At 63.2% G+C, this 14,298-nt stretch carries 15 protein-coding genes; 9 read left to right on the top strand and 6 right to left on the bottom strand.

The window, feature by feature from the left end; all coding sequences use genetic code 11:
- Positions 1-8: 8 nt before the first annotated feature.
- The 4 genes from X735_RS146285 to X735_RS146300 all read right to left on the bottom strand — a co-directional run bounded on the left by X735_RS146285 (position 9) and on the right by X735_RS146300 (position 4,151).
- Positions 9-323, bottom strand: a complete 315-nt coding sequence (locus X735_RS146285) for an antibiotic biosynthesis monooxygenase (protein WP_023812250.1) — start codon at positions 321-323, stop codon at positions 9-11.
- 60 nt (positions 324-383) lie between these two features.
- The gene (locus X735_RS146290; RefSeq protein ID WP_348625595.1) at positions 384-1,397 is read right to left on the bottom strand and encodes a TonB family protein; all 1,014 of its coding nucleotides are present in this window, start codon (positions 1,395-1,397) and stop codon (positions 384-386) included.
- A 91-nt stretch (positions 1,398-1,488) separates the two neighbouring features.
- Positions 1,489-1,932 carry a hypothetical protein gene (locus X735_RS146295; RefSeq protein WP_023812248.1) on the bottom strand — a complete coding sequence of 148 codons (444 nt, stop codon included), beginning with the start codon at positions 1,930-1,932 and terminating at the stop codon, positions 1,489-1,491.
- Between the two features lie 5 nt (positions 1,933-1,937).
- Positions 1,938-4,151: a TonB-dependent hemoglobin/transferrin/lactoferrin family receptor gene (locus tag X735_RS146300; RefSeq protein WP_023812247.1), complete on the bottom strand. Its 2,214-nt coding sequence runs from the start codon at positions 4,149-4,151 to the stop codon at positions 1,938-1,940.
- 198 nt (positions 4,152-4,349) lie between these two features.
- On the opposite strand from X735_RS146300, the gene hemP reads away from it, so the two are divergent.
- Genes hemP through X735_RS146325 form a run of 5 tightly spaced genes read left to right on the top strand, consistent with a single transcriptional unit; the run spans position 4,350 to position 8,464 of the window.
- Positions 4,350-4,556, top strand: a complete 207-nt coding sequence (gene hemP, locus X735_RS146305; RefSeq protein WP_023757683.1) for a hemin uptake protein HemP — start codon at positions 4,350-4,352, stop codon at positions 4,554-4,556.
- 23 nt (positions 4,557-4,579) lie between these two features.
- A complete protein-coding gene (locus X735_RS146310) occupies positions 4,580-5,641 on the top strand; it encodes a hemin-degrading factor (protein ID WP_023812246.1) in 1,062 nt (353 codons plus the stop codon).
- Positions 5,642-5,651: 10 nt separating this feature from the next.
- Entirely contained in the window at positions 5,652-6,560 is a 909-nt protein-coding gene (locus X735_RS146315) for a hemin ABC transporter substrate-binding protein (RefSeq protein WP_023812245.1), read from the top strand.
- Between the two features lie 11 nt (positions 6,561-6,571).
- Positions 6,572-7,669, top strand: coding sequence for an iron ABC transporter permease (locus X735_RS146320; RefSeq protein ID WP_023812244.1), 1,098 nt, complete (start codon positions 6,572-6,574; stop codon positions 7,667-7,669).
- 6 nt (positions 7,670-7,675) lie between these two features.
- Complete coding sequence (locus tag X735_RS146325) at positions 7,676-8,464, top strand: heme ABC transporter ATP-binding protein (protein WP_023812243.1); 789 nt, start codon at positions 7,676-7,678, stop codon at positions 8,462-8,464.
- A gap of 34 nt (positions 8,465-8,498) precedes the next feature.
- On the opposite strand, the gene rirA is transcribed toward X735_RS146325, so the two are convergent.
- Positions 8,499-8,960: an iron-responsive transcriptional regulator RirA gene (gene rirA, locus X735_RS146330; protein WP_023812242.1), complete on the bottom strand. Its 462-nt coding sequence runs from the start codon at positions 8,958-8,960 to the stop codon at positions 8,499-8,501.
- Between the two features lie 276 nt (positions 8,961-9,236).
- Here rirA and X735_RS146335 point away from each other — a divergent pair, with 276 nt between their 5' ends.
- From X735_RS146335 to X735_RS146345, 3 genes are all read left to right on the top strand, one after another.
- Positions 9,237-10,532: a DUF445 domain-containing protein gene (locus X735_RS146335; protein ID WP_023812241.1), complete on the top strand. Its 1,296-nt coding sequence runs from the start codon at positions 9,237-9,239 to the stop codon at positions 10,530-10,532.
- A gap of 110 nt (positions 10,533-10,642) precedes the next feature.
- Entirely contained in the window at positions 10,643-11,071 is a 429-nt protein-coding gene (locus X735_RS146340) for a phasin family protein (protein ID WP_023812240.1), read from the top strand.
- Positions 11,072-11,263: 192 nt separating this feature from the next.
- A complete protein-coding gene (locus tag X735_RS146345; protein ID WP_023812239.1) occupies positions 11,264-11,761 on the top strand; it encodes a MaoC family dehydratase in 498 nt (165 codons plus the stop codon).
- A gap of 25 nt (positions 11,762-11,786) precedes the next feature.
- Here the strand turns inward: X735_RS146345 and X735_RS146350 are convergent, their stop codons facing one another.
- Positions 11,787-13,208, bottom strand: a complete 1,422-nt coding sequence (locus X735_RS146350) for an MFS transporter (RefSeq protein ID WP_245273252.1) — start codon at positions 13,206-13,208, stop codon at positions 11,787-11,789.
- 178 nt (positions 13,209-13,386) lie between these two features.
- Here X735_RS146350 and X735_RS146355 point away from each other — a divergent pair, with 178 nt between their 5' ends.
- Positions 13,387-14,280 carry a LysR family transcriptional regulator gene (locus X735_RS146355; RefSeq protein ID WP_023812237.1) on the top strand — a complete coding sequence of 298 codons (894 nt, stop codon included), beginning with the start codon at positions 13,387-13,389 and terminating at the stop codon, positions 14,278-14,280.
- The last annotated feature ends 18 nt before the right edge of the window (positions 14,281-14,298 follow it).

The raw sequence follows: 14,298 nt of genomic DNA, 5'->3' as shown, positions 1-14,298 counted from the left end.
GCCAGTATTTAAGCGCCTTCGACGACCGAAAAACCTTCGAACTGGGGGTGACCGAGATAGTGGACCTTCGTCGTGCCGACATTTCGATGGGCGGCGCGGAAATTCTCCGACTTGGTCCAGGCGATGAAATCCTCGTGGCTCGCCCACACCGTGTGCGACGCAAACAGCGTGTAGCCTTCGGTCTCGTTGACCGGGCCACGCAGCAGGTGGAATTCCCGAAAACCCTTCATCTCAGCGAGGCTGGAATCGCGGTTCTTCCACACGGCTTCGAAATCGTTCTCCGAGCCGGTCTGCACCTTGAAGCGGTTCATGGCGATGTACATGGCGGTTCCTTTCGTGCGGATGTTGATGATTGGCGGCTGCAGCGTTTGTTCTGCGCACATTCAAAATGGGCCGATTTCGGTCTCGAACTCCAAATTTGCGCTTGCTGCCTGTGGTGGAATTGGAGGGAAGGGGGCTGCCTTGCGGACAATGCCAAGCGCCGCCTGATCGAAAGCCGCCGACCCTGAGGTCTCCAGGATGCGCAACTCGTTTATGTTGCCCTTCCTGCCTATGACGAATGTGACAACCGCATTGTTGCGTGCCGCCAGCTGTAGGGAAGGCGGGAGGGTGCGATTGACGCTGCCGAGTTTTCTAAAAACATCGCCGCGGTAATTGTCTTCCGCGGCCGTGCCTGCCTCTTTTTGCCTTTTGCCCTTGCTGGCTGCTTGCGCCGACCGGTCCTCGCCATTCGCCGTGCCGCGCTTCTCATCCGCCGTCTTTGAAGGGGCAGCTGCCGACGTTGGCCTGGCGCTGGGGATCGGTGGCTGCTCTGGAACGGCGACAGGCACTTCGGCGCTCTCGGCCTGCACGATCGGCTGCGCCGGCGTTTCGGCCTTGGGAGCCACGCTCTGGTCATCGGGGCGAGGGGCGCCGGCCACCAATATGTCGGGCGTCACCGTCTGCTGTTTGGCAGGTTCCGGCAAAGGCTTGAGCGGCTTTGCTGCGTCCTTCGCGGGTTGCGAAGGCTCTGTTGGCGGCGTTGGCTTGGGCGGCGTTGCCGGCTGTGGTTTGGCGGGTTGCGGGTTCGGCACCAGTGCAACGTTTATTGCCGTCGGGTCCTTGTCCAGCGCGCTGCCGACCACGTTGGTGCCCGACTGTTCACTGCCTTCCGGCTGCTCGGCATCTTGGAAACTGGAAGTCCCCGTAGGGGAGATCAGAAAGGCCGCTGCCACCGCGGCATGGAGCAGGCAGGAGACGACGATCGCCGCCGTCCACTTGCGGTTCCAGGCCGATGGCCGCGGTAGCGCGAGCGGCTCGGTTGGCTCTATCGCCAGCTCGGCGCTGGCTTCGGGGAGGGGACTGATATCCTGCATGTCTCGCCGCGAGACCTGCAGCGACAAGAGCAGAATTGTCAAATCAAGATCGTTCGCTCGCAGCGGCAGTCGGCAGTGGCCGGCAACTGGCCACGCCGCATTGTTTTGCAGGAATGCGGGATGCAGTCCCACCTTAGACTCCGAAAGCGATCCCGGTCTTGGTGTCCGTCTTCAGCTTGCGCATGCAGGCGTTCGGTTCGACGCCGGTACCGGTGCATTCGGTCGCGCTGTTGATCAGCACGCGGCTGACTTTCGAGCACTCGGTGCCGGCCAGATCGAAACGCGTCACCTTGGTCTTGCCCGCCGGCAATTCCTTGAAATCGAGCACGGTCAGCCGGTCGACGACGCCTGCCTCGTTGAACAAGGCGATCTCGAACGCAGCCTTGGACAGGTCGGCGCCGAGATTGTTGTTGACCACGAACGTCAGGCGGCAACCCTTGTCGGAAGGTTGCGCACCATTGAGTTCTAGGGTGAGTGCGGGGACCGGCGCGGACTCTTGTGCCCACGCCGGAACCATCGCAAGCGACATCGCCAGCATCGAGGTCAGCAGACGAAGGGATGTCATCAAGCTCGTCATGGTCATCAGCCTCCAAATCGCATCGTCGCCGCCAGCTTCAGGGTGACGCCGGGCTCGTAGGCCGCGAAGACCGGCTGCGGCGGCTGGCCGGCCGTGGTCAGGTTGAGCGGGTTGGCGTATTTGACATCGAACAGATTGTCGGCGCGGAAATCAATCTTCAAATTGTCCGTCGCCTGGTAGCTGGCAAAAGCATTGACCAGCGTGTAGTCCTCGGCGATCGGGTTGCCCTTGGGCTTGCCATTGTATTGCACTTCGCCGCCCACGGTTAGCTTGTCCTCGAGGAAGCGCAAGCCGAGCTGCGCGGTGACCTGGGATGAGGGGATGGTCAGCAGATCGGCCCGAACGTCCCTGTAGGAAATGGTATGACCATTGGTGATTGAGGCCGAAAGCCCGGCATAGCCCCATCCGGCATCATAGACGCCCTCAAGTTCGAAGCCGTCGATCTTCGCCTTGGCAAAATTCTGGTACTGGAAGCATATCGGGATACCGGGTCCGCTCGGGCAGCCGGCTGTCGGGTCAAACCGCGACAGGGTAACGCCATCGATGTAGTCTTCGACATCGTTGTTGAAATAGGCTGCCTTGATGCGCAGCGCATCGTCGGCTTCGAGGATATCATTCTGCTTGTAGTTGACGCCGAATTCGACGGTCTTTCCGGTTTCCGGCCGCAGATTGGGATTGGGCAGGAACGGGAAGGTGACACCCGCCGGATGGCGACCGCTGATCAGTGTTTCCGACAGGGAGGGTGACCGGTATCCTTCCGCATAGGTGCCGTAGAATTGCAGGCCGGCAAGGCTGGCGCTGTCGAAAGGCGAGACGCCGACGGTGATGCGCGGCGACAACCGGTCCCCCGACGTTTCGTGTGTGTCATCCTTGAGGCTGTAATTGTCGTAACGCAGCCCGGCGATGACTTCGAGCCACTCCCAGGTGAGCTTGTCCTGGACATAGGCGCCGGAGACGTTCCGCTTACCGGAAGGCGTATAGAAGCTGTCGCCACCGGCCGTGCCGCCGGTCTCGACGTTATCGCCGGCCCAGTCGCCGCCATAGGTCAGTTCGTGCGCGATTCCCGCGGTCTCGAATCTGGACGTGTTCCAAATGTCGATGCTGGTCGTGCCGATGTCGAATGTCGATGTCGAGCCAGCCGGCAAAACAACTGGAAGGCCGGTGCTCGGATCAAACCGGTTGAGAGGCACGAGGCTGGTCAGATCGAGATTGGTCTTGTTGTAGGAGGTGTTGATATGGAGATCGAGCCAGCTCTTGTCCTCATCCGTAATGTTGTAGCGGGCGGTGAAGGTGTTCGACTTCAGGTCGACGTCATTGACCGGCACGCCGCCGCTGATCTCGTTCCAGCCGTCGCTCGAGCCGACCCAACCGAGCTTCAGTTCGCTGTTGTCGGTCGGGCGGATGGTGGTCTTGAGCAGACCGCTCAGCACATCGAAGCCGGTGCCCTTGACCGTGTCGCCACCGCCATCCTTGTAGTCGTCATAGTTGCGGTAGACGATGTTGCCGAGCACATCCCAGTTCTCGTTGAGGCGGTAGGCACCGGATGCGCTTGTTGTCCAGCCCTTGCCGTTGCTCTCATAGCGTCCCGTGACGGAGCCGGCCCATGTTTCTTCCGGCTTGAGGAAATCCCCGGCGTCCTTGGTATCGAAGAAGACAACGCCGCCGATGGCGCCCGAGCCGTAGGTGTTGGCGACAGGACCGCGGATCACGTCGACGGATTTGACGAGTTCGGGGTCGATGTAGAAGGTCGACTGCGTGCCGTGGTCTGAGCGCTGGAAATTCTGGCGCGCGCCGTCGACAATGACCGCGACGCGGCCGAAATCCTGCAAGCCGCGGATGTTGATGCTGGTGCTGACACGCCTGGCGTCGGCCTGCGCGGCGACACCGGGCACGCCGAGCAGCATCTCGTTCGGCGTCGTCGCCATGCGGCGGTCGAGCTGTTCCTGGCCGACATGGCTGGTCGATGCCAGCGATTCGATCGCCGTTTCGCCGGTGCGGCTGATGACGAGGATCTTGTCGAGCAGCGTTGCGCCCGCTTGTGCCGCCTTTTCTTCGTCGGCCTTCTTCGTTTGATCTGTCTGCTGGTCCGCCGGCTGCGCCGCCTGCTGAGCGTTGGCCAGCTGCGCCGACAAGGCGATCGCCGCCGCCACGCTTGCCAGCAAAGCCGCTGCGCCGTTCGCCGCCGACCGGCCGCGCCATTCCCAAGTCACAAACCCCATGCCCCAACTCCAAAGTCCAGGTTTCATGCTGGCTGGCCCGGGGCTGGCTGGCATTTTTGATCATGTCCGGGGTCTTAAATGTTGACTCATTTAATCCGGTATTGCACTGACTAGTAAACATGATTATTCAAGTCAAGAAATGAATCGGATTACGCAACGCCTAGCCAGACGCCCGGCACAGGAAAGGGATCCATCCAGATGAACACCCACAATCCCAACGATTTTCGCTATCGCGTCCGCCGTTCCGACGATGCCTCCGCCCGTTTCGACCGGGTTCCGCTGGCGGTGCGAACCCTGTCCAGCAACACCCTGTTCCAGGGCGAGCACGAGATCGGCATCGAGCATCATGGCGCGCTCTATCGGCTGAAGATCACCCGCCAGGGCAAGCTCATTCTCAACAAGTAAGGCAAGGCCACAGGGACCAAGACATGGACCAGCGCGTAAAACCCGCCCCGCATGAAATCCGGCGGGCACGGACAGACAATCCGAAGACGCGCGAGCGTGATCTCGCCGCCCAGCTCGGCATTTCGGAGGCCGAGCTGGTCGCAGCCCACTGCGGCGACGGCGTCGTCCGTGTCGAGCCACGCGTCAACGATCTTTTGACCGGTCTCGAAGCCGTCGGCGAGGTCATGGCGCTGACCCGCAATGAAAGCGCGGTGCACGAGAAGATCGGCGTCTATGACAAAGTCGTCACCGGCAACCACAATGCCATGGTGCTTGGCGAAAACATCGACCTGCGCATCTTCCCGAAGGTCTGGGCACACGGCTTTGCCGTCGAGAAGCGAGACGGCGACGAAATCCGCCGCAGCCTGCAGTTTTTCGATGCGGCGGGCGAGGCCGTGCACAAGGTGCATTTGCGTCCGGCCTCCAGCCTCTATGCCTATCAGAAACTGGTTGCCGCGCTCGAATCGTCCAATCAGGAGCCGACGGTCGACATTTCAGGACCACTCCCCGATGACGAGATCCATGGCGACGAAGCGAGCGCCAATCTCGACGATCTGCGCGACCGCTGGAGCCGGCTGACCGACGTGCACCAGTTCTTCGGCATGCTGAAGACGCTGAAGCTGAGCCGCCGGCAGGCGGTCCGCCTGGTCGGGCAAGACTATGCCTGGCAACTCGACAATGATGGCGTCCGTGCCATGTTCCATCACGCCGCGGAGGGCGAGATGCCGATCATGTGCTTTGTGGGAAACCGCGGATGCATCCAGATCCATTCCGGTCCGATCAAGTCGATCAAGCCGATGGGGCCATGGATCAACGTGCTGGACGAAACCTTCCACCTGCATTTGCGGACCGACCACATCCAGGAGGTCTGGGCGGTGCGCAAGCCGACCAAGGACGGTCATGTCACCTCGCTTGAGGTCTATGACGCCGACGGCAAGATGTTCATCCAGTTCTTCGGCAAGCGTCATGAAGGCGAAAGCGAGCGGGACGACTGGCGCTTCCTGGCGGAAAACCTGCCGCGCATCCCAAGCCCGACCGCAGCCTGAGGAAAATGCGATGCGTTTTTTCCCAAGATTGTCGACCGTGCGCGGATCTATTTTCGGGCCGGTGATCGGTCTCTCCATGGCTGTTATCGCACTGCAATCCGCCAGCGCCATGGAAGGCACGGCCGTGTTTGCCGATCCTTCGAAAATCGTGGCCGTTGGCGGCTCGATCACCGAGATCGTCTATGCGCTCGGCGAGGAAAAGCATCTGGTGGCTCGCGATTCCACCAGCCGGTACCCAAAGGCGGCGCTTGAGCTGCCCGATGTCGGCTACATGCGCGGGCTGTCGCCGGAGGGGGTGCTGTCGGTTAACCCGACCGGCATCCTGGCGCTGCATGGCAGCGGTCCCAAGCAAGCCGTCGATGTCTTGAAGAAGACGAGCGTCCCGTTCATCGAAGTGCCCGAGCACTATAGCCACGAAGGCATCCTCGAAAAGGTCCGTATCGTCGGCAAGGCGCTCGGCGTCGATGCCAAGGCCGAGGTGCTCGCCGGGGAGCTCGATGCCAAGCTCACGGCAGCTGAGAAGCAGACGGCGTCGATCAAGGAGCGCAAGCGCATCCTGTTCGTGCTGTCGATACAGGGCGGCAAGATCCTGGCGGCCGGCAGCGAGACCGCGGCCGACGGTATGGTCAAGCTGGCTGGCGGCGTCAACGCGGTCGAGGGCTTTTCCGGCTACAAGCAAATGTCCGACGAGGCGATCATAACCGCCAGACCGGACGTGATCCTGATGATGAGCAATGCCGGGCCTCCGGTGTCGGACGACGAACTGTTCGGCAATCCGTCGATCGCCTCGACGCCGGCCGGAACGGCGCGCAAGCTGATCCGCATCGACGGTGCCTATCTGCTCGGCTTCGGGCCACGCACGGCCGATGCCATCCACGACCTCGCTGTCTCGCTTTATGGCGGGCAGGTCACGGACTGAACGGGCGGATCATGGTCGATCAATCGATCGCCGGCCCGGTGATGGCAAGCGTATCCGAAGGCGACCGGTCGGGCCGCGCCCGCATCGTCATCCTTCTGCTGTGCCTGGGGCTCGCGGCTGCCATTTTTCTGTCGCTGACATCGGGGGCTTCGGACGCTTCGGCCGTCAACGTCATTGGCGACTGGCTGTTCGGCACAGTGCCTGATGACGCCGCGGTGAGCGCCCGCGACAGCCTGATTGTCTACGACATCCGCCTGCCGCGCATCATTCTCGGCATGCTGGTCGGCGCGGCGCTCGCGGTCTCCGGCGCGGTCATGCAGGGACTGTTCCGCAATCCGCTGGCCGACCCCGGCCTGATCGGCGTCTCGGGCGGCTCCAGCCTCGGCGCGGTTGCCGTCATCGTGCTCGGCGCCACGATATTGGCTCCGGTGACCGTCTTGCTCGGCACGCTCGCATTGCCGCTGGCGGCCTTCTGTGGCGGGCTCGCCACCACGCTGGTGCTTTATCAGGTCGCGACGCGGCGGGGGCAAACCTCGGTTGCCACAATGCTGCTTGCCGGCATCGCGCTGGCGGCGCTCGCCATGGCGCTGACCGGCATCCTCATCTTCATGGCCGACGATCGCCAGTTGCGCGACCTGACCTTCTGGCAACTCGGATCGCTCGGTGGCGCGACCTGGGCGAAGATCGCGTCGGTAGGGCCGATCATCGTGCTGGCGCTGGCGGCGATGCCGTTCCTGGCACGCGGCCTCAACGCGCTGGCGCTTGGCGAGGCGACCGCCGGTCATCTCGGCATTCCGGTGCAGCGGTTGAAATACACGGCTATCGTCGGCGTCTCTGCCGCGGTCGGCGCATCCGTCGCCGTCAGCGGCGGCATCGGCTTCGTCGGCATCGTGGTGCCGCATCTGCTGCGCCTGCTGATTGGTCCGGACAATCGCTATCTGCTGCCGGCGTCGGCGCTGCTCGGCGCCTCGCTGCTGCTTCTGGCCGATGCGGTCGCACGCACCATCGTTGCGCCGGCCGAACTGCCGATAGGCATCGTCACCGCGATAGCGGGCGCGCCGTTTTTCCTTTGGATCCTGCTGCGCAAGCGCGGCGTGGTTGATTTGTGAGGCTTGATGATCGAGGCCAAGGATGTTTCGGTTGATATCGCCGGCAAGCCTATCGTCAGTGGTGTCGATTTCCACGCGCGGCCCGGCGAGATCGCCGCCATCGTCGGCCCCAATGGTTCGGGCAAGACGACCTTCCTCAAAGCACTCTCCGGCGAACTCGCCTATACCGGGCGCGTTGCCCTCAACGGCCGAGATCTCTCGACGATGAAGCCGGTCGAGGTGGCCGTCCATCGCGCTGTGCTGCCGCAGGCGACGACGCTGTCGTTCCCGTTCACCGTGCGGGAAGTGGTCAAGCTTGGCCTTGTCGGCGGCCGCTCAGGCGTCCTGCCGGGCGAGGATGCGCGGCTGCCGGAACGGGCGCTGGCGCGTGTCGATCTCGACGGCTTTGCCGGCCGTTTCTACCAGGAGCTTTCGGGCGGCGAGCAACAGCGCGTTCAGCTCGCACGCGTGCTGTGCCAGGTCTGGGCGCCGGTGCTCGACGGCAAGCCGCGCTTTCTGTTCCTCGACGAGCCGGTTTCCAGTCTCGACATCAAGCACCAGCTGATCATCATGAACATTGCCCGCGACTTCGCCAGAAGGGGCGGCGGCGTGGTCGCCATCCTGCACGACCTCAATCTGACGGCCATGTATGCCGACCGGATCTTCGTCATGCATCGCGGCCGGCTCGCCGCCACCGGGTCGCCGCGGGATGTGCTGAGCGATGACCTGATCGAAAAAGTGTTCGACTGCCGGCTCAGGGTCGGCGTGCTGCCGGCCGGCAATATGCCGTTCGTGCTGCCTCAGTCAGCAGCTTAATTTATTGCAAACCTAGCCCGCGCCCCTGGCTGGGCTAGGCAGCCGGGGCGCGGCGCTCCAACATGTCGATGCCGAGCAGGTTGCGCACATTCGGCCGCGCCGCTACCAGATCGGCGATCGTGTAGCGGGCGAGCACGGCGAAGAACGCGTTCAGCGCCTCGCGCAGCGCCGAGTTCAGCGCGCAGCTGTCGACCAGCGGGCATTCGGCGGCATCGTTCTCGAAGCATTCGGCCATGGCGAAGCTCTCTTCTGTCACGCGCACGACATCGAACAGGCTGATGGCTTCGGCGGCACGGCCAAGCTTGACGCCGCCATTCCTGCCCCGCACGGTCTGGACAAGGCCGTGCTCGACCAGGGGCTGCAGGATCTTGAACAGGAAAAGCTCCGACACCGAATACGCGGCCGCGATCTCCGGGATGCGGCTCAATCGGTCATCATTGGCCGCGCAATACATCAAGATGCGCATGGCATAATTGGTCTGGCGCGTAAGCCGCATTTTGTCCTCACAAGGCACTGGTGCGGTGCAACCACGCCAGATCTGGAAATTCTTGCTGATGCGGCTTTGACCCGAATTTCCGGATTCGCCACATTGGCTCGGGCGGAATATGGCCTATACCTTGGAATAATTCCAGACTAGCTTCGTGCGATAGATGAATTTTCTCCTCAACTTTGTGTGCGCAGCCGGAGAAGATGCCGGACGAAACCCGCTGTCGCGGGTATTTCGGCGCTCGGAACACTAAATAGGCTGAGATCGACGAGGAGCGGCTCACCCATGTCACAATCGGCTTCGCCCCTGGCGCCGGTCCGTTTCGATGCCGAAGCGGATGCCAAGCTTTCCGCGTTGCGGCGGACGAAATTCCTCGCGGCCGCCGCGCTGGCGCTTTGCGTGGCGGTGTTTGCGCTCGCCAAATCGTTCGAGCACATCCACCCGTGGCTCGGCTTCGTCGCTGCCTTTGCCGAGGCGGCGACCATCGGCGGGCTGGCCGACTGGTACGCGGTGGTGGCGCTGTTCAGGCGACCTCTGGGGCTGCCGATCCCGCACACCGCCATCATACCCGAGAACCAGAACCGCATCGCCGACAATCTCGGCCGCTTCATCGAGGTCAACTTCCTGGCGCCTGAACCGGTGCGTGAAAAGCTCGCCGAGGTCGATTTCTCGGCACTCGTCGCCGACTGGCTGGCCGATGCGGAGCGCGCCGCCGGCCTGTCGCGCTTCGTCGTGCGGCTGGTGCCGCAGACGCTGGCGGCGATAGAGCAATCCGGCCTGCGCGGCTTCGTCACCAGCCGCATGCTCGAACAGATTGAAAAGGTGCCGCTGGCGCCGCTGGCCGCCGAGCTGTTGTCAGCGCTTACCGACGACCGCCGCCACCAGAAACTGTTCGACGAGTTCACCAAGGTGATCGGCAGGTTCCTCAATGACGAACAGGCGCTGGCGACGATGCGCGAGAAGATCCGCGAGGAACTGCCGTCGCTGTTCAACCTGTTCCGCGCCGACGCCTATCTCCTGAAGAAGATCGTCGCCTCGGCCGGTTCGCTGCTCGACGAGGTGAGGGCCGATCCCGATCACCCGATGCGCGCCGAATTCGACCATTTCGCTCAAGGCTTCATCGAAAAGCTGAGGACATCGAAGCAATACGCCAAACGTGCCGAGAAGCTGAAGCGCGATTTCCTGGCCCGGCCGGAAGTCAGGGGATTGGCCGGCGACATGTGGGCAAGCCTCAGCCAGTTCATCGAGCAGGACGCCAAGGCGCCGAATTCGGTTGTCCGCGCGCATCTTGCCAACATGTTCGTCGAGGTCGGCCGCCATCTTACCGGCGATGCGCAGATCCGGGCCGACATGAACCAGGGGTTCGTGGTGGCGCTGGCGTCGTTCGTGGAGAGCCAGAAGGCCGGCGTGTCGACATTCATCGCCGACCAGGTCAAGCGCTGGGACCTTGCCCAGCTGACGCGGCTGATCGAGATGAACATCGGCAAGGACCTGCAATACATCCGCTTCAACGGCATGATCATCGGCGGCCTCGCCGGTGTCGTGCTCTATGTGGCCGAGCGGCTGTTCCTCGTGAATTGATGCGCGGCCCGATTGGCGCTCATTCCTCCGCGTTCATGGACTCGCGGCATGCGAGTGCTATTCTCCCGCCGAGGGTGCCCGCATCATGCGGCAAAGGGGAGCAAACGAGCATGGCAAAACAACCGGAATCCGATTCTTTCATGGACATGTTCGGCAGGTTCGGCCGCGACCTGAAGGTGCCCAATGTCGATGTCGAGGCGATCCTCGCCCATCATCGCAAGAACATCGAAGCGCTGGAGAAATCGGCACGAGCCGGTGCCGCCGGCGCCACCTCGCTGTTGTCCCGGCAGCGCGAGATGCTGCAGGATACGCTGCGCGAGGTCACCGATATCGCGCAAAGCTACAGGGCGCCGGGCAATCCGCAGGAACTGATGGCCAAACGGAGGGAGTTTGCCAGGAAGTCCTTCGAGGCCGCGTTGAAGAATGCGGGCGAAGTGGCTGAACTGGTCAAGAAATCCGGTGCCGAATCGGTCGACATCCTGCGCACCCGCATCAAGGAGGCGATGGAGGAAATCCGCGCCGGCTACGAGAAGAGGTAGCGGATGTGGCCGGGGCCGGCTCATTGCTGCCGACAGCGCCCTGAAGCCCGGAAAGCCCGATTTGACCTGCGACTGCGCCGGCGGCGTGGCACGATTGCGGCCGAAATCGACGGAACGGATTCGCGCAGAGCGAATTGACAGAGGCCGTCAGTTCGTGGTCCGGAGGCTCTGGAAGCGATCGGGAAACCAGGAATGAACGAAATACGGCCTAAAACGCCGCCTACCTACGAGCAGTTGAGGACGATGGCCGGGCTGGAACTCGGCGTGTCGGAGTGGACGACGGTCGACCAGAACCGCATCGACCAGTTCGCTGAATGCACCGGCGACCATCAATGGATTCATGTCGACCCTGAAAGGGCGCGGCGGCAAAGCCCGTTCCGCACGACGATCGCGCATGGCTATCTGACGCTGTCGATCATCGGCGCACTGGCGCTCGGCATGGGCATCGTGCCCGAGAATACGCAGGCCGCCTTCAATTATGGCTTCGACAAGGTACGCTTCCTGGCACCGGTCAAGGTCGGTGCCCGCATCAGACTGCGCATCACGCTGCTGTCCATGGAGGACAGGGGCCCCGGCCAGTATCTGATGAAGGCCGCCAACACGGTCGAGATCGAAGGCGAGGAAAAGCCTGCTTTGATGGCCGAAACGCTGGTCATGCTTTATGAACGCCGCAAGCGGGCAGGGGCGTGAGAGGCTGTTCACCTGGAGCGCAAAATCAGAGGTCTTGTGATACTTCCACCAGCCTCTGCCGCTTGAACTCGGCGCGGGCCGAGAGCAGTGCGAGGAACAGTGCAGCCAGCGCCAGCACCGTGGCCGTCTGAAATGTGACCTGCATTCCCCGTGCTGCGGCCTCGGAACTCAGAAGTCCAATGCCTTCCTGCCCTTTGGCCGATGCGACGGCGAATATGGCGCCCATCACCGATGCGCCGGTGATCAGCCCGAGATTGCGCGAAAGGTTGAGCAGGCCGGAAACGACGCCGCGCTGGCCGGCGCCGACACCGGTCATGACGGCTGCATTGTTGGATGTCTGGAACAGGGCATAGCCGATGCAGGTGACGGTGATCGCAACGACATAGCCGGCAATGCCGAGTCTGGTCACGGCGAGCGACAGCAGGAACGTGCCTGTCGCGAGGCTGAGCAGGCCTGCGACCATCATCCTGTGGGCGCCGAAGCGGTCGGCCAGGCGTCCGGCCACCAGCGCCGACAAGGTCGAGACGAGCGGCCCGGTCGACAGCGCGAGGCCGACCATTGCGGCATCGAGCCCAAGTCCTCGCGACAGGTAGAACGGGGCCACCACCAGGGTCGCCATCATCACCGTGGCGACGACGAGGCTCATGGCGAGACTGGCGCTCAGTTGGAGGTCGCGGAAGCTGGCAAGCTGGATCAAGGGGTTTTTCACTCTCGCCTGCGCGGCGGCGAAGAGAAACACGCCGATGCCGGCAGCTATCAGCAGGCTGATGTTGAGTGCGCCGAAATTGCCTCGGCCAAACGTCATGGCCAGTGCATAGGCGGCCAGCGTCAAGGCCAGCAAGGCGGTGCCCACGACATCGAACGTGCCTCGGTCGACCTGCTGCGCTGTCTTGCTGTGTGCCGGCAGGGCACGCCAGGCGAGAGCGAAGGTGAGCACACCCAGCGGGACATTGACGAGGAAGATCGCTCGCCAGCCGAAGCCGGCGATCAAAAGGCCGCCGAGCGAAGGGCCAAGTGTCGTGCCGATCGCGGACATGGCGCCGAGCAGGCCCATGGCGCTGCCAATTCTGTCTTTGGTCACGGTTTCGGCGACAAAGGCCAGCGTCAGCGCCATCATCAGCGCCGCGCCAAGTCCCTGCACGGCGCGTGCGGCAATCAGCAGCCAGAGTGTCGGCGCCAGGCCGCAGAGCACCGATGCCGATGTGAACAGCGCGATGCCGCCAAGCAGCAACGGCCTGCGCCCGAACATGTCGGCCAGCCGTCCGGCGCTGACGATCAGTGTGGTGATGGCGAGCAGATAGGCCAGAACCACCCATTGCACGGACTGGAACGTCGCGTCGAAATCCTGCATCAGCGACGGTAGCCCGACGCTGGCAATGCTGGTTCCCAACGACGACAGCAGCGTGGCGAGCGACAGGCTTGCCAGCGCCCAGCGGGCGGATTGCATCCGTGGCGGCGCCGATGCGCGCCCGTCCAGATTTTGCTCGGCAATTGCCACGGCGATCCCCTTCCATCAGTCCATAACCGGAACTGCTGGAGATCTAGTCCCTTGGCAGATGTGGCGGAAGGCGCAGCGTTTGCATCTTACTCGTGCGTTTGGCGCCATATCATGCCATGATCCGCCGATGACATCGCCCGATCTCAATCTGCTGTTCGCTCTCGACGTCCTGCTGACCGAAGGCAGCGTGGCGCGCGCCGCCAACCGCCTGCGCCTCAGCCCCTCGGCGATGAGTCGGACGCTGGCGCGGCTGCGCCAGGCGACGGGCGATCCGCTGCTGGTTCGCTCCGGTCGCGGCTTGGTGGCGACGCCGCGTGCGGAAGAACTGCGACAACAGGCTGGTCGTGTCGTCCAGGATGCGGAGGCGCTGCTGCGTCCTGCCACCTTGCTCGATCTCCCGAGCCTGGACAGGGTCTTCACGCTGCGCACCAATGAGAGCTTCGTCGAAGAGTTCGCCCCTCGTCTCGTTGCCCGTATCCAGGCCGATGCGCCCGGCGTGCGGCTCCGCTTTGCACCGAAGTCCGATGGAGACGTCATGTCGCTGCGCGATGTGGCGATCGACCTGGACATAGGCGTCGCTGGCGAGACCGGACCGGAGGTGCGCATCCAGGCATTGCTTCGCGACCGCTTCATCGGCGCCGTGCGAATGGGCCATCCGTTGAGCGAGGGCACGGTGACGCCAGAGCGCTATGCCGCAGGCCGGCACATCAGCGTTTCACGGCGTGGCCGCGAGAAAGGGCCGATCGACGAGGCTTTGAACCGGCTCGGGCTGCAGCGGACAATCGTGTGCATGGTGTCCGGGTTCTCGGCAGCCCTTGCCATGGCCCGCACATCAGACCTGATCGCCAGCGTTCCGGAGCGGCACACCGAGGGCGCACGCGTCGGCATGCACAGTTTTGCCCTGCCTGTTGCCACGGCTGGGGTCACCATCTCCATGCTGTGGCACCCGCGCCTGGATGCCGATCCGGCGCAACGCTGGCTGCGCGACTGCGTGCGGGAGATCTGCGCGGCGTCTCGCTGACAACGATGAGAAGCCTGC

The sequence above is a fragment of the Mesorhizobium sp. L2C084A000 genome, from assembly GCF_000502875.1.
GTDB lineage: Bacteria > Pseudomonadota > Alphaproteobacteria > Rhizobiales > Rhizobiaceae > Mesorhizobium.
This window is presented reverse-complemented; position numbering and strand designations above follow the sequence as displayed.